The 21,684-nt window shown below is 66.3% G+C and carries 19 protein-coding genes; 4 read left to right on the plus strand and 15 right to left on the minus strand.

From position 1 onward, the window contains the following. The first annotated feature begins 281 nt into the window (after positions 1–281). Positions 282–704, plus strand: a complete 423-nt coding sequence (locus P8T11_RS11775) for a GreA/GreB family elongation factor (RefSeq protein ID WP_268081772.1) — start codon at positions 282–284, stop codon at positions 702–704. 52 nt (positions 705–756) lie between these two features. Here the strand turns inward: P8T11_RS11775 and pcaG are convergent, their stop codons facing one another. The 7 genes from pcaG to mdlC form a co-directional block, all read right to left on the minus strand. Further along, the gene (gene pcaG / locus P8T11_RS11780; RefSeq protein ID WP_268081771.1) at positions 757–1,365 is read right to left on the minus strand and encodes a protocatechuate 3,4-dioxygenase subunit alpha; all 609 of its coding nucleotides are present in this window, start codon (positions 1,363–1,365) and stop codon (positions 757–759) included. A 13-nt stretch (positions 1,366–1,378) separates the two neighbouring features. Then, positions 1,379–2,101, minus strand: a complete 723-nt coding sequence (pcaH, locus tag P8T11_RS11785) for a protocatechuate 3,4-dioxygenase subunit beta (protein WP_268081770.1) — start codon at positions 2,099–2,101, stop codon at positions 1,379–1,381. Between the two features lie 13 nt (positions 2,102–2,114). Then, positions 2,115–3,059: a ketopantoate reductase family protein gene (locus P8T11_RS11790; RefSeq protein WP_268081769.1), complete on the minus strand. Its 945-nt coding sequence runs from the start codon at positions 3,057–3,059 to the stop codon at positions 2,115–2,117. Beyond that, positions 3,056–4,519: an MFS transporter gene (locus P8T11_RS11795; protein ID WP_418910308.1), complete on the minus strand. Its 1,464-nt coding sequence runs from the start codon at positions 4,517–4,519 to the stop codon at positions 3,056–3,058. The genes P8T11_RS11790 and P8T11_RS11795 overlap by 4 nt, the downstream gene beginning before the upstream one ends. Positions 4,520–4,547: 28 nt before the next feature. Continuing rightward, positions 4,548–5,816: a 4-hydroxybenzoate 3-monooxygenase gene (locus P8T11_RS11800; protein ID WP_268081768.1), complete on the minus strand. Its 1,269-nt coding sequence runs from the start codon at positions 5,814–5,816 to the stop codon at positions 4,548–4,550. A 69-nt stretch (positions 5,817–5,885) separates the two neighbouring features. Next, entirely contained in the window at positions 5,886–7,322 is a 1,437-nt protein-coding gene (locus P8T11_RS11805) for an aldehyde dehydrogenase family protein (RefSeq protein WP_418910307.1), read from the minus strand. Positions 7,323–7,358: 36 nt separating this feature from the next. Further along, the gene (gene mdlC, locus P8T11_RS11810) at positions 7,359–9,005 is read right to left on the minus strand and encodes a benzoylformate decarboxylase (RefSeq protein WP_268081767.1); all 1,647 of its coding nucleotides are present in this window, start codon (positions 9,003–9,005) and stop codon (positions 7,359–7,361) included. A gap of 210 nt (positions 9,006–9,215) precedes the next feature. On the opposite strand from mdlC, the gene P8T11_RS11815 reads away from it, so the two are divergent. Then, complete coding sequence (locus P8T11_RS11815; protein ID WP_268081766.1) at positions 9,216–10,139, plus strand: LysR family transcriptional regulator; 924 nt, start codon at positions 9,216–9,218, stop codon at positions 10,137–10,139. A gap of 45 nt (positions 10,140–10,184) precedes the next feature. Here P8T11_RS11815 and P8T11_RS11820 read toward each other — a convergent pair whose 3' ends face one another. From P8T11_RS11820 to P8T11_RS11840, 5 genes are all read right to left on the minus strand, one after another. Beyond that, positions 10,185–11,948, minus strand: coding sequence for an AMP-binding protein (locus P8T11_RS11820; RefSeq protein WP_268081765.1), 1,764 nt, complete (start codon positions 11,946–11,948; stop codon positions 10,185–10,187). Positions 11,949–11,983: 35 nt separating this feature from the next. Further along, positions 11,984–13,135 carry an acyl-CoA dehydrogenase family protein gene (locus P8T11_RS11825; protein ID WP_268081764.1) on the minus strand — a complete coding sequence of 384 codons (1,152 nt, stop codon included), beginning with the start codon at positions 13,133–13,135 and terminating at the stop codon, positions 11,984–11,986. 26 nt (positions 13,136–13,161) lie between these two features. Next, the gene (locus P8T11_RS11830) at positions 13,162–13,986 is read right to left on the minus strand and encodes an SDR family NAD(P)-dependent oxidoreductase (RefSeq protein ID WP_268081763.1); all 825 of its coding nucleotides are present in this window, start codon (positions 13,984–13,986) and stop codon (positions 13,162–13,164) included. Between the two features lie 17 nt (positions 13,987–14,003). Continuing rightward, complete coding sequence (locus P8T11_RS11835; protein WP_268081762.1) at positions 14,004–15,188, minus strand: lipid-transfer protein; 1,185 nt, start codon at positions 15,186–15,188, stop codon at positions 14,004–14,006. An 87-nt stretch (positions 15,189–15,275) separates the two neighbouring features. Beyond that, the gene (locus P8T11_RS11840; RefSeq protein ID WP_268081761.1) at positions 15,276–16,340 is read right to left on the minus strand and encodes an AraC family transcriptional regulator; all 1,065 of its coding nucleotides are present in this window, start codon (positions 16,338–16,340) and stop codon (positions 15,276–15,278) included. 192 nt (positions 16,341–16,532) lie between these two features. Between P8T11_RS11840 and P8T11_RS11845 the strand changes: the two genes are divergently transcribed. After that, positions 16,533–17,702 carry a CaiB/BaiF CoA transferase family protein gene (locus P8T11_RS11845; protein WP_268081760.1) on the plus strand — a complete coding sequence of 390 codons (1,170 nt, stop codon included), beginning with the start codon at positions 16,533–16,535 and terminating at the stop codon, positions 17,700–17,702. Positions 17,703–17,756: 54 nt separating this feature from the next. Then, complete coding sequence (locus tag P8T11_RS11850) at positions 17,757–18,764, plus strand: tripartite tricarboxylate transporter substrate binding protein (protein ID WP_268081759.1); 1,008 nt, start codon at positions 17,757–17,759, stop codon at positions 18,762–18,764. 117 nt (positions 18,765–18,881) lie between these two features. Here P8T11_RS11850 and P8T11_RS11855 read toward each other — a convergent pair whose 3' ends face one another. The 3 genes from P8T11_RS11855 to P8T11_RS11865 all read right to left on the minus strand — a co-directional run bounded on the left by P8T11_RS11855 (position 18,882) and on the right by P8T11_RS11865 (position 21,537). Next, positions 18,882–19,256, minus strand: coding sequence for a tautomerase family protein (locus P8T11_RS11855; RefSeq protein WP_100856958.1), 375 nt, complete (start codon positions 19,254–19,256; stop codon positions 18,882–18,884). 173 nt (positions 19,257–19,429) lie between these two features. Then, entirely contained in the window at positions 19,430–20,683 is a 1,254-nt protein-coding gene (locus P8T11_RS11860) for a quaternary amine ABC transporter ATP-binding protein (protein WP_268081758.1), read from the minus strand. Next, positions 20,680–21,537 carry an ABC transporter permease gene (locus P8T11_RS11865; RefSeq protein ID WP_268081757.1) on the minus strand — a complete coding sequence of 286 codons (858 nt, stop codon included), beginning with the start codon at positions 21,535–21,537 and terminating at the stop codon, positions 20,680–20,682. The genes P8T11_RS11860 and P8T11_RS11865 overlap by 4 nt, the downstream gene beginning before the upstream one ends. Positions 21,538–21,684 lie beyond the last annotated feature (147 nt).

The raw sequence follows: 21,684 nt of genomic DNA on the forward strand, positions 1-21,684 counted from the left end.
CGCCTATTGCCGACAGCAGATTGGGCGCCAAACGCGCAAAACCTGCACGCTTCGACGCTTGAATCAGCCCCATAGGGCACGCTTCGGGTTCCGGAACCGTCTTCACAGACGGTCATCCGCCACCAAGGTGGCACATCCCCGACACGATTCGCACCGTACGCTTCGTCGCGGCACCGCTTGAATATTCTCTTCCCAAAGCGCTGTCATCTCCTCCATTGCCTCGTCCCGCGCAGCCCGAAAGGCCTACGCCTAGCGAGGCCTTTCGTCCAAGAAGAACCGACATGAACGCCGTGCCGCAAGACAAACTGCTTACCGCCCTGGACCACGCCCGCCTGCTGGGCATGATCACCCGCCCCGCCACCGCCGCCACCTTGCCACGCGATGCAGTCGACGCGGCGCAAGAACTGCTGGATTCGGCGCCCATCATCACCATCGAGGAAGTCACGCCGGACATCATCACGATGCGTTCGCGCGTGCGCTTGCTGACCGACAAGGGCGATGAAATGCTTGTCACGCTGTGCTACCCGGCCGATGCCAACCTGGCCCAGGGCCAGGTGTCGGTCATGTCGCCGCTGGGCTTGAGCCTGATCGGTTCCCGCACGGGCCAGCGCATCACCTGGACCGCGCCGAACCAGACCGAACACTCCGCCAGCATTGAAGAAATTCTTTACCAGCCCGAAGCGGCGGGCGACACCACGGCCTGAAATTCCGGGCGCCCCGTGCCAGCACGCGGCGCCCGGCGCACGTATACCGCCACTACAAATCAAAAAACACGGTTTCGTACGGCCCCTGCATGTGGACGTCAAAGCGGTAGATCACGTTGCCACCGCGCACATCCCGGCGCGCCACCAGCGAGTGACGCCTTGCCGCAGGCACGGAATTCAACACCGCATCGCGCGCATTCGCGTCGCTCTCATCGTCGAAGTAGACACGCGTGAATGCGTGCAGCAATAGCCCGCGCATGCTGAGGATCATGTCGATGTGCGGCGCTTCGCCTTCGGCTTGCGGCCCCGGCTTGACCGTATCGAACGTATAGCGGCTGCCGGGTTCCGTACCGGTGCCGCAGCGTCCAAACCCTAGAAAGCCCAAGGCGGATGCCTCGTATACATTGCGCGGACAGCGGCCCTGGCCGTCCACCTGCGATATTTCGACCAGCGCATCCGGGATCGGTACGCCCTCGCCATCCAGCACACGGCCCTGCAAGCGGATGCGCTCACCGCGCGCGTCGTCGCCCGCCAGCACCGTGTCAAACAACTGGTTGAAGTCGTAGCCGTATTGCGCCGCCGTCAGGCCATACGCGAAGTACGGCCCCACCGTTTGCGAGGGCGTCTGCCCAAAGTTGTCTTGCTGCCCCTGCATCATCATGTCGCCGGTCCTTTTAGCGGTGTTCCCGGGGCGTCTGGGCCGCCCCGCGCAGCACGATGTCGAACCGGTACCCCAGTGCAATGCCCGCTTGCGTCAGGTCCAGGCTGAAGTCCGACACCAGCCGGCTGCGCGCCTCGGCGGGAGTGCCCAGGTAGATGGGGTCATAGGCCAGCAGCGGATCGCCCGGAAAGTACATCTGGGTAACCAGGCGGCTGGCGAAGTGGCGGCCGAACAGCGACAGATGAATATGCGCGGGCCGCCATGCGTTTGGATGATTGCCCCAGGGATAGGCGCCGGGCTTGATGGTCACGAATCGGTAACGCCCTTCGGCGTCCGTCAGGCATCGGCCAGCCCCCAGAAAGTTGGGGTCCAGCGGCGCATTGTGCCGATCCGCCTTGTGCACATAGCGGCCCGCTGCGTTGGCCTGCCAGATCTCAACCAGCGTGTGCGGCACGGGCCGGCCTTGGTCATCCAGCACGCGACCGGCCAGCACCATGCGCTCGCCGATGGGTTCCCCGTTGCGGCGCGCGTTGCGCGTCAGGTCGTGGTCCCGCTTGCCGACACAATCGTGGCCGTACACGGGTTGACGCATTTCGCCCAGCGCTGCCGCCAGCGGCACCAAAGGCAGCAGGGGGCTACGCCCGGCAGTCGATTGGTAGCCGTCGCAGCGGTACGGCGGATGGCTTTGCCAATCACGGGGGGACAACGCCGTGACGGCGTCCGGGGAATTTTCCATGCTTGTGTCCTTTTCAGCGGGAATCCAACTGACGCGCCTGAATCAGGCGCACCAGGCCCAGCAACATGGCGGTGTTCGGCACCGGCACACCGGCCTGCCGCGCGCGCATGACCACTTCGCCATTGATCGCTTCGATCTCGGTGGGACGTTTGGCCAGGACGTCCTGCAACATCGACGGCTGGTGCGCGCGATGATGGGCGATGGCGTACGCCACGCTGGACTGGCAGGCCGACTCGTCCGCATCGACGCCCACTGCGTGCGCCACGGCAATCACTTCCGCCACCACCGCCCGCGCCAGCGCCGGGCCGTCGCTGACGTGGTCCAACTGCCCCACCGCGCAACCGGTAACCGCGCACAAGCTGTTCAACGCCGCGTTGAACGCCACCTTTTCCCAGATTGCCGCCCAGACATTGGGGTCGACCTCGCATTGCAAGCCCGCCGCGTCCAGGGCGCCGGCAATGCGCCGCGCCTGGGCATCCGCTTCACCGCTTGCCGGCAGCAGGCGGACCTTGCCCGCGCCGTGCGACCTGACATGCCCCAGGCCAGCCAAATCGGCCGGCCACGTCGTCATGCCGACCAGCAAGCGCGCCGGATCCACGTGGCGCGAGGCGGCCTCCAGGTTGCCCAACCCATTCTGCAAGGTCAGCACCCGCAGCGGAGCGTCAGCCGGCGCCGCGCCCAACAGCGCCGCCACGCTGCGCAGCGCGACTTCCGTGTGCAGGCTTTTGGTGAAGAGGATGAGCAGATCAGGCACGTCGCGGTAGTGTTCCGGCCGCAGCACCGTCAGGCCATGAACCCGCCGATCTCCGCCATCGGTTTCCAGCCGCAGGCCCTGGGCGCGTATGGCGTCCAGGTGCGCGTCGTTGACGTCCAGCAAGGTGACGTCCTGGCCGCTTTCGCTCAGCAGGCCCCCGAACAGGCACCCCATGGCGCCCGCGCCCAGCATGGCGATCTTCATCGTGAGGCTCCCGCCGCGGCAACGCCGCCCACCGGTGCGGCCATGCGCTGGCCGGGAAAGTGACGGCGTACCGACAGCAAGGCAATCAAGGCAAACACCATGACCGTGCCCAACATCGTCAGGTAGCCTTGCGCGCCCCATAGCGTGATGACCGTGGCGCCCACGAACGCGCTGAGGATGGCGCCCAGGCGGCCGAAGGCCAACGCGCCCGCGGTGCCGGTGGCGCGCACGCCCGTGGAATACACATAGGCGCACAGCGCATACATGGTGGACTGCACGGCGTTGACGAACAGCCCATGCACGCCAAACCCGAACACCAGCAGGGATGAACTCTGCCGCACATCCACCAACAGCATCAGGAAGGCACTGCCCAGCGCGCCCACGCAGCAGATGGCAAGCGGCACGCGCGAGCCCCAGCGCGTCATGGCCACCGCGCACACCAAGGCGCCGATCACGCCACCCAGGTTGTAGGCGGTCAGACCCGACCCCGCCACCGACAGCGGCAAGCCTTCCGAGCTGAGCATGGTGGGTAGCCAACTGAATGCGCTGTACACCGCCGTCAGGCACATGAAGAACGCTACCCAGATGGCTATGGTGTCGAAGCGATAGGTGCTGGCGAACAAGGCCCGCACACCGCCCTGCTGTTTTGACGTCTGCTTTTCAATGGCTTGCTCCACCGCGTCCGTATAGCGCACGCCTTCCGGCATGGGGCGCCCCATGCGGCCCAGCAGCTTGCTCAGTTCGTTCCAGCGCTCGGGCCGGCGCGCCAGGAAACGCGGTGATTCGGGCAGCGCGGCCATCAGCGCAAACCCCAGCAGGATGGCCAAGGCGCCGCCGATGAAGAACGACGCGCGCCAGCCATACAGCGGCAATACGTGGCCCGAGAAGAACCCCGCCAACATGCCCCCGAGTGGCACGCATACGATGGTGGCGGTCACCGCCAGCGTGCGTCGACGCGCCGGGGTGAATTCAGCGGTCATGGTGGTGGAGCTGGGCAGCGCGCCGCCGATGCCCAGGCCGGCGATGAAACGCAGCGCGGCCACCGTCAGCGCGTCCGGGGCCAGCCCGATCGCGCACGTGGCGGTGCCGAACACGAAGACGCTGACAATCACCGCCATGCGGCGCCCGTAGCGGTCGGCGAAGAGGCCGGCAGAAGCGCTGCCGATGCCCATTCCGATCAGGCCGGACGCCACCGCGGGCGCGAACGCTTCGCGCGTGATGCCCCATTCCTGGATCATCATCGGAATGGCAAAGCCGATCAGTTGGCCATCAAAGCCATCCATGACGATCGACAAGGCGGCCAGCATCACCACCCATTTCTGCATGCTCGTGAAAGGGCCATCATCCAGCAAGGCGCCCACGTCGGCGCTGCCACGCAAGGGCGTCGCCGTGGGCGCCGATGTGGGTGGCGATCCGGGTGGCGATGCAGGTGCCGTCTTCTTCGGGGAAATCCAGGTCATGTCATTTATCTCCGTTATCTTGTGCGCTTCAATCCCAGAGCGGCCCGGCGGGCAGCCCCACATAGTTCTCCGCCAGCGCGGTACTTGCCGCGCGCGAACGGGTCAGGTAATCAAGTTCGGCGTCCTGCAGCTTGCGTTCAAAGGCATCAGCGCCCGGTGCGCGGTGCAGCAACGACGTCATCCACCATGAAAACCGCTGCGCCCGCCAGACTCGGCCCAAGGCCGTGGCGCTATAGGCATCGAGTAGATCTTCGCGGTGTTGCCGATAGAACCGACCCAAGGCGCGCGACAGCAGCCGCACATCGGACATCGCCAGGTTCAAGCCCTTGGCGCCGGTGGGCGGCACCACGTGCGCCGCGTCGCCCGCCAGGAACAGCCGGCCGTGCCGCATCGGTTCGGTAACGCTGCTGCGCATGCCGACCACGGTCTTCTCGAAGATGGCGCCCTCATTTGGCTGCCATCCATCGCGGGTCGCCAGCCGGGCGCGCAAGGTGGACCAGATGCGGTCATCGGACCAGTCTTCGGGTTGATCGCGGGGGTCGCATTGCAGATACATGCGCTGCACCTGGAGCGAGCGTGTGCTGACCAATGCAAAACCATCGTCGCCCAAAGCGTAGATCAGTTCGCTGGAGGACGGCGGAGCCTTGCACAGCATGCCCAGCCACCCGTAGGGATAACGGTGTTCAAACGTTTGCAGCGCCTGCGGGGCGATGGCGGCGCGGCTGACACCGTGCGAGCCGTCGCAGCCAACTATGAAGTCCGCTTGCACGGTTTGGCGTTCGCTGCCGTGGTCGCCGTTTCCGCTGCGGCTGTCGCTGCTGCTGCCGCCGCTTCCGCTCCTGCTGTCGGTGCCACTGTGGGCGCCACAGCTGCGATAGCGCACGGCGGGCCGCGACGATGCCAGGTCGTGCAGGGTTACGTCGGCCACCTCAAAACGCAGGTCGCCGCCTGTGGCCAGCCGCGCGTCAACCAGGTCCTTGATGACTTCGTGCTGCGCATAGACCATCACGGCGCGGCCGCCCGTCAGTTCAACAAAGTCGATGCGCCGGTCCACGCCGCCCACACGCAGCACCGTCCCTTCGTGCCGGAAGCCTTCGCGACGCATACGATCGCCCAGGCCGGCGTCCGACATCAGGTCCACCGTGCCCTGCTCTAGTACCCCCGCGCGGATGGTGGCGCAGATGGCGTCGCGGCTGCGGCGTTCCAGCACCACGGATTCAATGCCCTGCAAATACAGCAAGTGCGACAACATCAGCCCAGCCGGACCTGCCCCGATGATTGCTACCTGAGTGCGCATGCGCAGCCTCTTCTTGGATTGAAAGCCCCCGGCGCCGTCCCATCAGAACGGGTAATCGCGCGCGCTGGCTTACACCGTGATCCAGCGCAGGTCGGTAAAGGCGTCGATACCCGCCTGGCCCTCGAAGCGGCCAATGCCGCTGTCCTTGACGCCGCCAAACGGCATCTGCGCGTTGTCGTCAACAGTAGGGCCGTTGACATGGCAGATGCCGGATTCGATGCGGCCCGCCACCGCCATGGCCCGCCCGACGTCGCGGCCAAACACCGCCGCGGCCAATCCGTATTCGTTGTCGTTGGCGCAGGCCACGGCCTCTTCCACGCCGCTCACGCGCACAATGCCCTTGACCGGCCCGAAGGCCTCTTCGCGATAAAGCCGCATGCTGGGCGTGACGTGGTCGATCAACGTCGCGGGCATCCACACGCCGTCGGCCTTGCCACCGGTGAGCAGACGGCCGCCTTGCGCCAGCGCGTCGTCAATCAAGGCGTTGCAACGTTCCACGATGCGCATGTCGGCAACCGGCCCCAGCAGGGCTGGCCCTTGATCGGCATCGCCCACCGGCAGCGCCGCCGTGCGCTCGGCCAGCAAGGCCACGAAGGCGTCCGCCACGGATTGGTCCACGATGATGCGTTCTGTGGCCGTGCAGCGTTGACCGGCATTGGCGTAGGCGCCAAACACCGCCGCGCGCGTGGCGGCGTCCAGGTCAGCGTCATCCAGCACCACGAACGGCGCCTTGCCGCTCAGCCCGAGCACGATCGGCTTCAAGTGATTGGCGCAGGCGGCGGCCACACGCCTGCCCACTTGCGTGGACCCCGTGAAGCTGACCCGCCGCACGGCCCGATGCGCCACCATGGCTTCGACGACGGCGGCCGCGTCGGCGGGCGCATTCGTGATGAAGTTGACAACACCCCGAGGGAAGCCGGCCTCTTGCAGGATGCGGACGACGAGTCCATGCGTGGCCGGGCACATTCCGCTGCCCTTGAGCACCACCGTGTTGCCGCAAGCCAGCGGCGTGGCGATGGCGCGCACGGCCAGCACCACCGCGGCGTTCCAGGGCGCAATGCCCAGCACCACGCCAGCGGGCTGCCGCAGGGCGTTCGCCCCGTTGCCCGGCATCTCGGAAGGCGTGAACTCGCCGTTGATCTGCGTGGCCAGGGCGGCAGCCTCAAACAGCATGTCGGCGGCCTGCCGCACGTTGGATTGCGCCCAAGCGGCCGACGCGCCCGTTTCAGCCGCCATGGTGTCGACGAACGCCGGGGCCTTGGCCTGCAGCGCGCGCGACGCCTGGATGAGCAAAGCTCGGCGTGCTTGCGGGCCGGTAGCCGCCCATGCACTGAAGGCCGCCGCCGCCGCATCCACCGCCGCCACGGCATCCTGCACGCTGGCGGCAGGCGCCACCGACGCAACGCGTCCATCCAGCGGGTTGCGCCGTTCGAACGTGGCCCCGTTGCGCGCGCCCAGCGGCTCTCCGTTGATCAATAGGGCTACCTGCATGGGAGATGACTGCATGATGTTGTCTCCTTTGGAATGCGTCACGCCGCGCGCTCAGGCCACCCGCACTTCGACCAGATTGGGCCCGCCGCTGGTCAAGGCCTCGACCAGCACCGCGCCCAGGCGTGCAGGGTCGGATATACGCACGCCGGGGCAACCCAGCCCCGTGGCCAGCGCCACGAAGTCGATGCCGGGCAGATCGGTGCCCATGACCTTGTCGTGTGGACCGAAGCCGAACGCCGGCGCGAAGTCCTGCAGCGCGGCGTAGCGACGGTTGTTCAAGATGACGAAGGTGATGGGCAGTTTGTGCTGGCTGGCGCTCCATAGCGCCTGGATCGAATACAGGCTGGAGCCGTCGCCGATCAGGCCGATGACGCGCCGACCGGGCTTGCCCAGCGCCACGCCCACGGCCGCCGGCATGCCATAGCCCAGCCCACCGCTGTCCATGGTGTAGAAGGTTTCGCTGCGCACATGCGGCAGATAATCCTGCATGACCGGCCGCGCGCTGGGCGCTTCTTCGACAACGATGTCGGCGGGGTCGCGCAAGCTGGCCAGGGTCTGCAGCACGAATGCCACCGACATTGGCGACGATGCCTCGACCGGGGCGCGGATCTCGCGCCGCGCCGGCAAGGGCCGCATGCACGGCGCCGGCCGCGTCAACAGGTCTTGCAGGCAAAGCCTGATGCTGCCTACCGCCGCCAGGCCGGCGGGCGCCCAGGCGGCGGTGTCCGGATCATCGGTCAACAGGCAGAGCTCGGCGCCGTCCGGCACGTGCGGCCCGGACCCGTCAACGTGATACGTGAACGCCGGGGCCCCCACGACCAGGATCAGGTCATGCCCCGCCAGCCGGCTGACGATGCCTTCGCGCGCGGCGGGCAGGAAACCGGCGAACAGGCGATGGCGTTCCGGAAAGCTGCAGCGCCCTGACATAGGCGCGGCCCAGACCCGCGCGCTGTGCGATTCTGCAAGCGCAACAATTTCATTCCAGGCGCCATCGCGGTCCACCGCGGCACCCACCACCAATACGGGCCGCCGGCTGGCATCAAGCAACGCGCCGATGCGTCCGATGGCTTCGGGTTGCGGGCGTAGCGCGGTGCTGACACAGCGCCGTGCAAGCGGCGGCGAAGGCGCATCCCAGTCATCAACCGGCACCGAGACCAGCACCGGACCGCGTGGCGGCATCATCGCCACGTAATAGGCGCGCGCGATGGCCAGGGGCACGTCTTGGGCGCGTGCCGGCTCGGTGCTCCATTTGACGTAAGGCCGGGGCAGATCGGCCGCGTTGCTTGATGACAGGAAGGGATCGAAGGGCAAAATGCCACGCGCCTGCTGACCGGCCACCACCACCATGGGCGTGCGGTTCTTGTAGGCCGTGAAGAGGTTACCCATGGCGTTGCCCACGCCCGCAGCGGAATGCAGGTTGACCAACGAGGCGTTGCGTGTGGCCTGCGCATAGCCGTCCGCCATGCCCACCACGCTGGCTTCCTGCAGGCCGAGCACGTAGCGGAAATCATCCGGAAAGCCGCGAAACATGGGCAGTTCGGTAGAGCCGGGGTTGGCGAAAACCGACGTCATGCCGACGCGGCGCATCAGGTCGTAAACGGCGTCGCGGACGGTCAGCGCTGTTGCCGGCAGCGACGCGGCGGCCAAGCCATCAGCGGCGTCCAGCGGGTCCAGTAAACCAAAGGTGGATCCGGTCATTGCTAAGGTCCTTGCGGTGAAGCGCAGTGAAAATGCAGCGGAGTTGCTGGGAAGTTTCGGTGACGTCGCGACCAGCCGGCGTGCGCTATGGCGTGCGCTATGGCATGCGTGATGGCGGGCCCTCCGCGCGGTCAACGAGGACGGCAGAGTGTCGCCCCCCCTGGCAGACTTGAGAATTGAAATATCGAGACAAAGTCATTACGCTTTGGCATGCCATTCGATCTTCACCAATTGGCGGCATTCAACGCGGTCGTTGCGGCTGGCAGCCTTGGCCGCGCGGCCGACGCCATGCACGTCACGCAGTCCGCGCTAAGCCGCATCGTCCGCCGGCTTGAAGTTCACGTTGGCGCGCCCTTGTTCGAACGGCATTCCAAAGGCATGCAACTGACCGACGTTGGCCTGGCGCTGCTGCCGCACGCCACCTCGTTGCTGCGCGATGCCGAAGGCGCCAAAGAGGAAATCCGCGCGCTACTCGGCTTGGCCAAGGGCACGATCCGCGTGGGCGCCGTGGGCAGCATCGCCTGTCAGATCCTGCCGACCGCCCTGACCCGCACCTGTCAGCGGTGGCCGATGCTTCAGGTGGAAGTGGTGGAAGGGGTTTGGGATCGGCTGGCCAGCGCCTTGCTGTCGCGCGAGATCGACCTGGCGCTGGGTGCCCATACCCACGACACCGACGAAATCATCTCGGTGCCGGACTGCTGTTGGGAAGACACCAGCTACGTGGTGGCAGCTACCACGCACCCGCTGCGCGCGCGCCGTGCGCTCAACCTGGCCGACACGTTGACGCACAAGTGGGCCATCATGCCGCGCGGCACCGGGCCGTTTGAACACATGAAAGCGTTGTTCACCCGGCATCGGCTGCCCACGCCGGAAGTCACGGTGGAAACGCGGTCCATCACTGTGTTGAAAAACCTGATCGCGCACTCGGATTTTTTGGGATGGATGCCCGAACCCATGTATTACGCCGAGCAGCGCGCCGGCTTGCTCGACCGCCTGCCCATTCCCGGCGCCTGCGATACGCGCACGCTGACGGCGTTCCGACGCAGCCATGGCTTGTTGCCCCTGCCGGCCGCGAAACTGCTGAACGAATTGCGGCGCCTGGCCACACACCCGCCCCGCCAACCCACCCCCTGACCTGCCTGGCAAGCCCGCCCGCTGACCCGACGCGCGGTCGCCCCGTCAAGCGACCGCGCGTTGCGCCTCCTGCAACTGGCGCCACAGTATTTTCCCGGTGCTGGACTTGGGCAGCGCATCCACGAACTCAACGATGCGCGGCGCCTTGTAGGCCGCCATGCGCGCGCGGGCCCAGGCAATCACCTCGTCTTCGCGGGCACTGTCGCGCGCTTCGGGCCGCAGCACCAGCAAGGCCTTCACCGTTTCGCCCCGGCAGTCGTCGGGCACGCCCACCACGCAGGCCTCGTGCACGGCGGGATGTTCGTACAAGGCGTTTTCCACTTCCGCCGGCCAGACCTTGTAGCCCGATGCGTTGATCATGCGCTTGAGCCGATCAGTGATGAAGAAATAGCCGTCTTCATCCATGCGCCCCAGGTCGCCAGTGCGAAAGTACCGTTCGCCGTCGAGCATGAAGAATGCGTCGTCATCGGCGGCCGGATTGTTCCAATAGCCCTGCATGACTTGCGCGCCGCGCGTCACCAGTTCACCCACTTCGCCGGGTGGCAACGCTTGCAACGTGGCGGGGTCGACCACCCGCGTATCGACGCCAAAGGTTGGCACGCCGATGCACTGGCGCTTGTTGCGGTGCATGGGGTTGCAATGCAGGAACGAGGCGGTCTCGGTCAAGCCGTAGGCTTCGTTGAAGATGATGCCGTAGCGGTCGGCCAGCATCGCCGCCACCGCCTCGGGCATGGGCGCGCCGCCGCCGCACAACAGGGCAAGGCGCGACAGGTCGAACGATTCAATCTCCGGCTGCGCGAAGAAATCGACAACCATCGCGGGCGGCGCGGCCCAGACGCTGACGCGGTGCCGCGCCATCAGTTGCGCGGCCACCTTGCGGTCCCAGCGCGGCAACAGCACAACCGTGGCGCCCAACAGGATCGGCAGGTTCATGCAGTTCTGCATGCCCAGCAGATGGAACAGCGGCGCCACGCCCATGATGACGGCTTCCGACGTCAGGCCGCGCCAAAGCTGCGACCCCGTCACCGCCGCGCCCAGCGTGCCGTGGGTGTGGCGGCAGCCCTTGGGGCGGCCGGTGGTGCCGGACGTGTACGGCAAGAGGCACAGGTCCTGGGCGCGGCTTTTGTGCGGCGCGGGCGAGGCGTTGACGGCCAGCGCGCCATACCAAGGAACAGACCCGGGCACAGACCCATGAACAGACCCGGGCACAGACGCGGACGCGAACGCAGACCCCGGAACCGGCCCTGTCAAAGCACCACGGACGCCGCCTAATGCATCGGCATTGTGGCGCGGCGCCGCGACCCAGTCGGGCGGCACCACCCCGTCTTCGCCATCCCCCACGCCCAGATAGTCGGAATAGGTGTGGACGATGATGCGGTCCAGACGCCCGTCCTCGACAAAGCTTGCCAGCCGTGGCGCCAGTTCCTGTGCGGCAAAGGCCACCTGTGCGCCGCTGTCTTGCAGGTAATGCGCCAGCTCGTCTTCCGTGCTCATCGCGTTCACCGGCACCACCACCGCGTCGGCGCGCAGCACCGCGTAGTAGGCAATGATGAATTGCGGACAGTTCTGGCTCAGCAACAGCACCCGGTCGCCCGGCTTGACGCCCGCGCCGTGCTGCAAATAGCCGGCCATGGCGTCGACCTCGCGCTTCAAACGCGCGTAGTCCAGCACCGTGTCATAGAACACGATGGCGGGTTTGTCGGGATAGCGCGTGGCCGCGGCCTCCAGGTTGAAATACAGGCTGGACCGAGGCTGGCTGATGTGCGTCGGCAGCCCCTTGGGCCAAAACCGAAAATGCGCTTGCTGCATCCGTGTCTCCGGTTCCCGCGCAGGTGCCGACCGCGCTAGGCGGTCATGCCCCGCGCGATGATTTCTTTCATGATTTCGTTTGAACCGCCGTAGATCTTTCCCACGCGCGCATCCGCATACATGCGTGCGATGGGCGTTTCCAGCATGTAGCCGTAGCCGCCGTGCAATTGCAGGCATTCATCGATGACCTGGCAATTCATCTGCGTGGTCCACCACTTGGCCATGGCGGCGGTGGACAGGTCCAGCGTGCCTTGCAATTGCCGCACGATGCAGTCGTCGACAAAGCGCGCCGCGATGGTGGCCACCGTTTCGCATTCGGCCAGCTTGAAACGCGTGTTCTGCATGTTGATGAGCGGCTGCCCGAACACCTGGCGCGTGCGGGTGTAGGCCAGCGTGTCGTCGATGGCGCGCCGCATCGTGGCCACCGCCCCCACCGCGATCAGCAGGCGTTCGCGCGGCAGTTGCTGCATCAACTGCACAAAGCCGCGCCCCTCCACTTCGCCTAACAGGTTGCCGACCGGCACGCGCACCTCGTCGAAAAACAGCTCGGTGGTGTCCAGGCTTTTCTGGCCCAATTTTTCAAGCAGCTTGCCGCGCCGAAACCCTGGCAGGTCGCGCGTTTCCACCATGATCAACGAAACCCCGCGCGACCCGGCCGAGGGGTCCGTCTTGGCCACCACGCAGATCAGGTCCGCATGCAAGCCGTTGGTGATGAAGGTCTTGGACCCGTTGATGACATAGGCGTCGCCGTCGCGCCTGGCCGTGGTGCGCACGCTTTTCAGGTCGGACCCCGCGCCGGGCTCGCTCATGGCGATGGCGCCTACGAGTTCACCCGTGGCCATTTGCGGAAGCCAACGCTGCTTTTGCGGCTCGGTGCCGTAGTTCAGGATGTAGTGCGCCAGGATGGCGCTGTGCACATTGTTGCTGAAGCCGTAGACCATGGCGCGCGCCTGCTCGGCCGCCACGATGGCCTCGTGCGCAAAGCTGCCGCCCGCGCCGCCATAGGCCTCCGGCATGCTGACGCAAAGCAGCCCCATGCGGCCGGCCTTGTGCCAGATATCGCGATCGGCATGCTGCTGCTTGCGCCACTTTTCCTCGTCGGGCACGAATTCTTTTTCGAACAGGCGGCGCGTGGAATCCTGGAACAGCGTCAGGTCGGCGTCCATCCAGCCAGGGCGGGGTTCCATTGGGGTATCCATCGACATATCCCCGATCAAGGCCGGCCGCCGCCCACGACCAACACCTGTCCGCTGACGTAGTTGGATTCGGGCAGGCAGAACAGATACACGGCGCCCGCCGCTTCGGCAGGCGTGCCCGCACGGCCAAGTGGGATCAGGCTTTCCGCGTTTTTCAGCACCTGCGGGTTCACGCCCACCTTGATCTGCCGGCCTTCGATGTCCAAGGTGGCGTCGCCGTCGGCGGCTGCTTCGGTCAAGCGCGTCTTGATCAGGCCGAACGCCACGCTGTTCACGTTGACTTTGTAGCGCCCCCACTCTTTAGCCATGGCGCGCGTCAGGCCATTGATGCCGGCCTTGGCGGCCGCGTAGTTGGCCTGCCCCGCGTTGCCCATCACGCCCGAGGTGGACGATATGTTCACCACCTTGCGGAACACTTCGCGTCCGTCGGCGGCCTCGGCCTTGGCGGCTTCGCGGATGAAGCCGGACGCTGCGCGCAGAATGCGGAACGGGGCCGACAGGTGGACGGCCAGGATCTCGTCCCACTGCTCGTCGGTCATTTTCTGGATGACGTTGTCCCAGGTGTAGCCGGCGTTGTTCACGATGATGTCCAGCCCGCCGAAGGTGTCGACGGCCGCACCCACGAAGCGCTCGGCAAAGCCTGGCGCGGTAACGCTGCCCGGGCACGCCTGCGCCTGTCCGCCTGCCTGGCGGATCATGGCGACTGTATCGTTGGCGGGCGCCGGGTCCAGATCGTTGACCACCACCTTCGCGCCTTCACGCGCCAGCTTCAGCGCAATTTCTTGTCCAATGCCGCGTCCGGATCCGGACACCAGCGCCACCTTGCCGTCTAGCGTACCCATCGTCTTTGTCTCCTGTTTCATGCCGCCTGGTACAGCGTGACAACGCAGGCGCCGCCCAGCCCCAGGTTGTGCTGCAAGGCCAGCCGCGCGCCTTCCACTTGCCGCAAGTCGGCCTGTCCGCGCAGTTGCCAGACCAGTTCGGCGCATTGCGCCAGGCCGGTTGCGCCCAGCGGATGGCCCTTGGACAGCAGGCCGCCCGACGGATTCGTCACGACGCGCCCGCCGTAGGTGTTGTCGCCATCCAGGATGAATTTTTCGGCGCTGCCCTCGGGCGTCAGGCGCAGCCCTTCGTAGGTGATCAGTTCATTGGCCGTGAAGCAGTCGTGCAGTTCCACCACGTCGAGATCGGCGGGGTCCACGCCAGCGGCCTCGTAGACCTGGTCGGCGGCGGCCCGGGTCATGTCGTAGCCGACCAGGCAGCGCATGTCGCCCGAGTCGAAAGTGGAAGGGGTGTCGGTGGTCATGGCCTGCGCCGCGATGCTGACGGCGGGGCTCAAACCATGCCGGCGCGCGAAGGCGTCGGAACACAGGATGGCGGCCGCCGCGCCGCAGGTGGGCGGGCAGCATTGCAAGCGTGTCAAGGGTTCGAAGATCATCGGCGCGTCCATCACGTCGGCCAGGGTTACGGTCTGGCGAAAGACGGCATAGGGATTGCGCGCCGCATGCTGGCGCGCCTTGACCGAGATACGCGCGAAGGTGTCGGCGCGGATGTCGTGCTGCTTCATGTAGCTGCGCGCGGCCCCGCCGAAGAACTGCGCGGCGCGAGGCTTGCCGGTGTCATAGCCTTGTGCGTCGGTCATGGCAGAGATGAATCCGGTCAAGGGCGACGGCCGGTCTTCGTAGACGCTTTTCAACGCGCCGGGCACCATTTGTTCAAAGCCCACGGCCAGCGCGCATTCCACCGCGCCGCTTTCCACGGCCTGGCGGGCCAGGAACAGCGCAGACGAGCCGCTGGCGCAGTTGTTGTTGACGTTGAAGACGGGAATGCCGGTCAGGCCCACGCCATACACCACCGCCTGGCCCGATGTGGAATCGCCGTAGACGTAGCCCGCGTAAGCTTGCTGCACGGCGTCGTACGGCACGCCCGCATCTTGCAAGGCTACACGCGCGGCGCGCATGCCCATCACGGAATAAGGCTCGCTTGCACCGGGTTTGCTGAAAGGGATCATGCCGACGCCGGCCACCCAAACTTTTCTGTTCATGCCTGTTTCTCCTCGAGTGCTTGGCGCACCCCGTTGCCTGGCCCATAGCTTCCCGCCGGGCGCGCAACGCGGCAATGGCCGCAGGCATCAAATGGATTGGCGGAAAGTGTCAGCGCCCGGCATCACGCGGCAGGGTCCGGGGTCGGGGACGCATGCCAGTTGGTTGCGGCGGTACTCACCCGGCGACACACCTGTCCATTTCTTGAAGGCGCGATGAAACGTGCTGGGCTCGGAAAAGCCCAGGCGCTCGGCAATCTCCATCAGGGACAAGTCATGCCGGCCCAGGTATTCGACGGCGGCGTCGCGCCGCAAGTCATCCTTCAACACCTGGAAGCCCTGCCCTTCTTCGCGCAGATGGCGCCTGAGTGTTTGCGGCGTCATCGACAACTGCGCGCTGACCTGCGCCAATGACGGGAGCTCGGCGGACAGGTCGTTGCGCAGCAGGCGGCGGATGCGATCGGTCAGCGTGGCGCGGTCTTGATACTTCACCAACAGATCAAACGGGGCGTTGGCCAGAAAAACCTGGAGCGCCTGGGCGTCCTGCACCACGGGCAAAGCCAGCCAACGCGATTCCAGCCACAAGCCCGTGACCGGCTGCCCGTAGCGCACCGGCGCGTGAAAGACCCGTTGCGCGTCCGCGCTGCGCGTGCCCGCGTTGTAGTCCACGCCCAGGATGGGGATGCGGCGGCCCGCCAGCCAGTTGGCCACGCCCAAGGTGAAGAACAGGAAGGTGCGTTCGCCATACCACTGCGTGCAGCCGGGTTCGCCACGGGCGTCCAGCACGATGCGCGCGGTGTCGCCCGCCACACACAGCCGCGCGGTGAAGTCGCGCAGCACGCCGTGGTAGTAGCGAAAGGCCACGCGCAGCGCCTGGCCCACCGTGCTTTCCTGCACCGCCAGGCGGCAGGCCTGGGCAAAGGCGCCCAGCGGCACCGGCCGCTGTCCCATGCCCAGAAAATCGTCGCGCGTGGCGCGCCGCAACATCCGCAGAATTTGCGCGAACTGCGCCTGTGATACGCGCGCCATCGGCGCCTGCAACAAGGCCGGCGGCACGTCCGCGCGCCGCAACACGCGATCAACGTCCACGCCGCGCGTGCGGGCGCCTTGCAGGATCTGGGCGATGTGACCCACGGCAATGGTGTGATGCGTCATGGCGGATTCCTACGGCTGGGGCGTGAACCGTCTGCGTCGATGGTAGCGAAAGGCATGCGGGCACGGAACGCCCGGCGTGAGCATTCCCGCCAAGCCGAATCAGCGATTTCGCCATTGGTTCGCCGCAAAGCCCCGCCTAGACTGGCTTTTGCCTTAGTCCGGCCGCCTCTTCGTATTTACCGGAGTCCCTCTTTGGATACGCCGAACACCGCTCCGCTTGCGGGTATCAAAGTCCTGGATCTGTCGCGCTTGCTGCCCGGCCCGCTGGGCGCGCAGTACCTGGCCGACCTGGGCGCGGACGTCATCAAGATCGAAGACACGCAGGCGGGCGATTACGCGCCCCCAGCGCTGCGCGCCGTGTGCAACCGCAACAAGCGCGGCTTGCGGCTGGACCTGAAACACCCCGACGGGCAGGCCGTGCTGGCGGCGCTGGCGCGCAAGGCAGATGTGCTGATCGAGAGCTTTCGGCCCGGCGTGTCGGCGCGTCTGAAGGCCGACTACCCGACCTTGTCGCGGTACAACCCGCGCTTGGTGGTTTGCAGCATCACCGGCTACGGCCAGGACGGCCCGCTGCGCGATGCCGCCGGCCATGACCTGAATTATTCGGCCTACGCGGGCGTGGCGGACCAGATGGGATGCGGGCCGGATCAGCCCGCGCTTTCAAACCTGCCGGTGGCGGACATCCTGGGTGGTTCGCTGACGGCGGTGATGGGCATCCTGGCGGCGTTGGTGGACGCGCAGCGCACCGGGCAAGGGCGCTATGTGGATATCGCCATCGCCGACGGCCTCCTGGCCGGCGCGGTGGTGCCGCTGGCCACGTTGAACGCACATGGCGACACCCGCGCGGCGGGCGGCGACACGCTGTCGGGCGCGCTGGCCTGCTACGGCCAGTACCGCGCGCAAGACGGGCGCTACCTGGCCGTGGCGGCGCTGGAACCAAAGTTCTGGGACACGCTGTGCCGGCGGATTGAACGGCCCGAGCTGCTGCCGCTGCACCGCGATGGCGACCCCGATCGGCAAGCGTGGCTGCGGTCCGAACTGCAAGCCTTGTTTGCCTCGCGGCCGCTGGCGCATTGGCTGGATCTGCTGGAGGGCGCGGACTGCTGCGTGTCGCCCGTGCTGAAACTGTCTGAAAGCCTGGCGCATCCGCAGTTCACCGCGCGCGGCATGGTGCAGGCGTCGCGGCATCCGGCCTACGGGTTGGCCGCGCAGATCGCCAGCCCCGTGAAGATGTCCGGCTTTCAATTCGCCATCCACCGCCAGGCGCCACTGCCGGGCGAACACACTACCCAGGTCCTGCGTGAAGCCGGCTATGACGACGCCGCCATCGCCAGCCTGGCCGAGCGTGGCATCGCGCTGTAAGGCCTTGGCCCGCCCCCTCTTGCTGTGCCCATAACAATCAGGACGGAGACAACCATGACGGATCATCCTTGCAGCATTGCCTTGCCCCGACGCCGCAGCCTGCTGAAGTTGGGGCTTGGGTTGGGGCTTACCGTGCCAGCCGCGTTGGCGCTCAGCCCCGCCGCGCGCGCCGCCACCTTTCCGGCGCGACCCATCACGTTGATCGTGCCCTTTCCCGCCGGCGGCGCCACCGACACGCAAATGCGCGCGCTGGCGGTGGCGGCCTCGCGCGAACTGGGCCAGAGCGTCGTCATTGCCAACCGGCCAGGCGCGGGCGGCACCCTGGGGCCGGCCGCTATGGCGCATAGCGCCGCGCCGGACGGCTACACGGTGTCGGTGGTGGTGGGCACGCTGTTTCGCTACCCATTCCTGCAACAGGTGAACTACGACCCCGTTCAGGACTTCACGTACATCGCCTGCATGACGGCGTATTCCTACGGCATCGTGGTGCGCCAGGATGCGCCCTGGAAGACGCTGGACGAACTGATCGCCCATACGCGCGCCAACCCCGAGAAGATCAGCTACGGCGCCACGGGCGCGGGCGGGTCGGGGCGCATTGCCATCGAACGCCTGTCCAGGCTGACCGGCACGAGGTTCAATTTCATTCCGTACAAGGGCGCGGCGGAAGAAACCACGGCGCTCTTGGGTGGCCACATCCAGATGGTGGCGGACGCGGGCTGGGGCCCGATGATCGACACGGGACGCGCGCGCCTGTTGGCCATCATCGGCGATGCGCGCGCCAAGCGCGTGCCCGAGGTGCCCACCATGACCGAGCTGGGTTACCCCATCGTGGCGACCAATCCCGTGGGCATCGCCGGCCCCAAGGGCATGGACCCGAAGACGGTGGCCGCGTTGCAAAAAGCCTTTCACCGCGCGGCGCGCGACCCGGAGTACAACCGGGCCCTGGAAACGGCGGACCAGCCGCACATGCTGATGGACAGTGCGGCCTATACGGAATTCGCCGTCAAGCAGGTGGCCGAGGAGAAACGCTTCGTGGCCGAACTGGGGCTGAAGACGCAGTAGCGCGCGGGGGGAGTTGCCGCGCTGCTGCGTTGCTGCGTTGTTGTGTGGCTACGTGGCTGCGTGGCGACGTGGCGACGTGGCGACGTGGCCACGCGCCTATGTGCCTGCGTGCCTGCCTTAGCGGCCGGCTGCCTTGGCGCTGATGCCGTTGGCCACGCCCATGTCCACCTTGGGCACGTCGCGGATCAGCACCCGCACGTCGTCACCCGAGATGTCGATACTGGTGCATACGGCCTGGTTCAGCGCGGCGATCAGCGCGGCCTTCTTGGCTTCGTCGCGCCCCTCGATCAGCGCCACGTCCACCCGCACCATGCGCTTGCCGATCTCGCCGGCCACGATCACGTTTTCGGCGGGCACTTCCTGCAACACGATGCGCACGCTGGGCAGCGGCGCTGCAATGCTTTCAACCACCGCGTTGGACGCGGCCGTAAGCAAGGCGGCCTTCTGGGCGGCCGAGTGGCCTTGCAGGATCTGGACATTCAAAATGGGCATGACGGCTTCCAATTACGCGAATGGGGAATGCCGGACCGATTGACCGGCCAGCCATCATAAAACGACTTTGCCCGCGTGCAAGCGATTGCACGCGGGCAAAGTTCAAACGTCGGACGCCGCAGGAAAGCTCGCAACGCCGTGGGCGGCGCGCCATGAACGGCGCGTCCCGGCGATCAGGCCGCTTCGCCCCGATGCGCCGGCGCGGGTTGGCCTTCCAGTTCGGCGGTGGCCGGTTCCGCCTGCGCGGTTTCCGTCAATGCCGGGGTCACCAGTTCCACGACCTTCTTGCGCGACAGCATGCCCAGGAATTCGTCGTCTTCACCCGTGACAGCCACCGGCTGGTCGCTATGCACCAACTGCGCCAACACTTCGCCCAGGCCCGCCGTGGCCGGCACCGAGGCCAGGTCTTCAACAAAGCGTGACACGTCGCGCACGCCTTCCTGGATGGCCTGCTCGGCCGCCTTCGCGGTCAACACTCCGGCCAGGCGCTTGCCGTCCAGCACCGGCGCATATTGGTAGTCCATGGCGCGCATGCGGTCCAGCGCGTGCGCCGGACGCGAACGCATCGTCAAGGTCAGGCGCGCCGGGTTCACGGCGTGCGTGGCGTTGAGCACCTTGGTGCGGTTCACGTCTTGCAGGAAAGACTGCACGTAGTCGTTGGCCGGGTTCAACAGAATGTCTTCCGGCGTGCCTTCCTGCACCAGTTCGCCGTCCTTCAGGATGGCGATTCGGTTGCCCAGGCGCAGCGCTTCGTCCAGGTCATGCGTGATGAAGACGATGGTCTTGTTCAGCTTGGCCTGCAATTGCAGCAACTGGTCTTGCATTTCGCGGCGGATAAGCGGGTCCAGCGCCGAGAACGCTTCGTCCATCAGCAGGATTTCCGCATCGGTGGCCAGCGCGCGCGCCAGGCCCACGCGCTGCTGCATGCCGCCGGACAGTTGGTGCGGATACTGGTTTTCGAAACCGGCCAGGCCCACTTGTTCCAGCCAGTCCTGCGCCCGCTTTTCACGTTCGGCGCGGCCCACGCCCTGCACGGTCAGGCCGTAGGCGGCGTTGTCAAGCACGGTGCGGTGCGGAAACAGGCCAAAGCGCTGGAACACCATGCTCATCTTCTTCTGACGGAAGACTTCCAGGTCGCGCTTGTTCAGACTGACGACGTCCACGCCGTCGACCAGGATGTGGCCGGCGCTGGGTTCGATCAGGCGGTTGAAATGGCGAATCAAGGTCGACTTGCCCGAGCCCGACAAGCCCATGATGACGTAGATGCTGCCTTCTTCAATCGACAGGCTGATGTCGCGCAGGCCCAGCGTGTGGCCGCTTTCGGCCAGCAGTTGTTCCTTGCTCATGCCGCCCTGGGCGGCTTCCAGCCACTTCTTCGGGTGCGATCCAAAGACCTTGTAGATGTTCTTGACTTCGATCTTGCTCATCGCTGGCCTCCCATGCGCATGCGCTGTCCATACGATTGCGTGATCCGGTCGAACAGCACGGCCAGCACCACGATACCCAGGCCCGCCAACAGGCCACGCCCCACTTCCAGGCGGTTGATGCCCAGCAACACTTCATAGCCCAGGCCGCGCGCGCCGATCATCGAGGCAATCACCACCATGGACAGCGCCATCATCGTGGTCTGGTTGATGCCCGCCATGATGTTGGGCAGCGCCAGCGGCAACTGCACGCCAAAGAGCTGCTGGCGCGGGTTGGCGCCAAAGGCGCGCGAAGCTTCCAGCACTTCGCGGTCAACCAGGCGGATGCCCAGGTCGGTCAGGCGGATCAGCGGCGGCACGGCGTAGATCACGGTAGCGATGATGGCGGGAATCTTGCCCAGGCCAAACAGCATCACGACCGGAATCAGGTACACGAAGCTGGGCATGGTCTGCATCACGTCCAGCACCGGCAGCATGATGGAACGCAGCCAGTTCACGCGGGCCATCAGCACGCCCAGCGGAATGCCGATGACCACCGACAGGCCGGCGGCCATGATCATCAACGCCAGGGTCTGCATGCCGGCGTCCCACAGGCCCAGCACGCCGATCATGCACAGCAGCGCGCCCATGGCCAGGCTCAGGCCGATGCGGCGGCTGACGCCCCAGGCGATCGCGACGGTAACGGCCACCACGGCCCACCAGGGCGAACTGCGCAGCAATTGCTCCAGCCACACCAGCGCGTGCAGAACCGGCTGCGACAGGGTCTCTAGTGTGTCGGCGTAATTGGTGACCAGGTGATCGACGAACCCGTCGATTGCCGCCCTGACCTGACGGGCGGGAATAATTTCAGGAAACATAGTTTCGACTCCATTCTTGGGCGCTTTCCGACGGCGGGGGCCGCCACGCATTCCGGAATCCGGATGGGCATGCAACCAGAGGGCTTTCTTGACGAAAGCAGGCGGCATGCGGTGCAACGCCTGGTGCTGGCGGCCGGGCGCAAGCGC

The sequence above is a fragment of the Achromobacter spanius genome (assembly GCF_029637605.1).
In the GTDB taxonomy this organism is placed as follows: domain Bacteria; phylum Pseudomonadota; class Gammaproteobacteria; order Burkholderiales; family Burkholderiaceae_B; genus Achromobacter; species Achromobacter spanius_E.

Coding starts and splice junctions, on each gene's coding strand:
- P8T11_RS11800 (WP_268081768.1), bottom strand. CDS start 5,816: ATGCGCACTCAGGTAGCAATCATCGGGGCAGGTCCGGCTGGGCTGATG.
- P8T11_RS11815 (WP_268081766.1), top strand. CDS start 9,216: ATGCCATTCGATCTTCACCAATTGGCGGCATTCAACGCGGTCGTTGCG.
- P8T11_RS11790 (WP_268081769.1), bottom strand. CDS start 3,059: ATGAAGATCGCCATGCTGGGCGCGGGCGCCATGGGGTGCCTGTTCGGG.
- P8T11_RS11830 (WP_268081763.1), bottom strand. CDS start 13,986: ATGGGTACGCTAGACGGCAAGGTGGCGCTGGTGTCCGGATCCGGACGC.
- P8T11_RS11825 (WP_268081764.1), bottom strand. CDS start 13,135: ATGGAACCCCGCCCTGGCTGGATGGACGCCGACCTGACGCTGTTCCAG.
- mdlC (WP_268081767.1), bottom strand. CDS start 9,005: ATGACCGGATCCACCTTTGGTTTACTGGACCCGCTGGACGCCGCTGAT.
- P8T11_RS11855 (WP_100856958.1), bottom strand. CDS start 19,256: ATGCCCATTTTGAATGTCCAGATCCTGCAAGGCCACTCGGCCGCCCAG.
- P8T11_RS11860 (WP_268081758.1), bottom strand. CDS start 20,683: ATGAGCAAGATCGAAGTCAAGAACATCTACAAGGTCTTTGGATCGCAC.
- P8T11_RS11820 (WP_268081765.1), bottom strand. CDS start 11,948: ATGCAGCAAGCGCATTTTCGGTTTTGGCCCAAGGGGCTGCCGACGCAC.
- P8T11_RS11835 (WP_268081762.1), bottom strand. CDS start 15,188: ATGAACAGAAAAGTTTGGGTGGCCGGCGTCGGCATGATCCCTTTCAGC.
- P8T11_RS11775 (WP_268081772.1), top strand. CDS start 282: ATGAACGCCGTGCCGCAAGACAAACTGCTTACCGCCCTGGACCACGCC.
- pcaH (WP_268081770.1), bottom strand. CDS start 2,101: ATGGAAAATTCCCCGGACGCCGTCACGGCGTTGTCCCCCCGTGATTGG.
- P8T11_RS11795 (WP_418910308.1), bottom strand. CDS start 4,519: ATGACCTGGATTTCCCCGAAGAAGACGGCACCTGCATCGCCACCCGGA.
- pcaG (WP_268081771.1), bottom strand. CDS start 1,365: ATGATGATGCAGGGGCAGCAAGACAACTTTGGGCAGACGCCCTCGCAA.
- P8T11_RS11865 (WP_268081757.1), bottom strand. CDS start 21,537: ATGTTTCCTGAAATTATTCCCGCCCGTCAGGTCAGGGCGGCAATCGAC.
- P8T11_RS11850 (WP_268081759.1), top strand. CDS start 17,757: ATGACGGATCATCCTTGCAGCATTGCCTTGCCCCGACGCCGCAGCCTG.
- P8T11_RS11805 (WP_418910307.1), bottom strand. CDS start 7,322: ATGCAGTCATCTCCCATGCAGGTAGCCCTATTGATCAACGGAGAGCCG.
- P8T11_RS11840 (WP_268081761.1), bottom strand. CDS start 16,340: ATGACGCATCACACCATTGCCGTGGGTCACATCGCCCAGATCCTGCAA.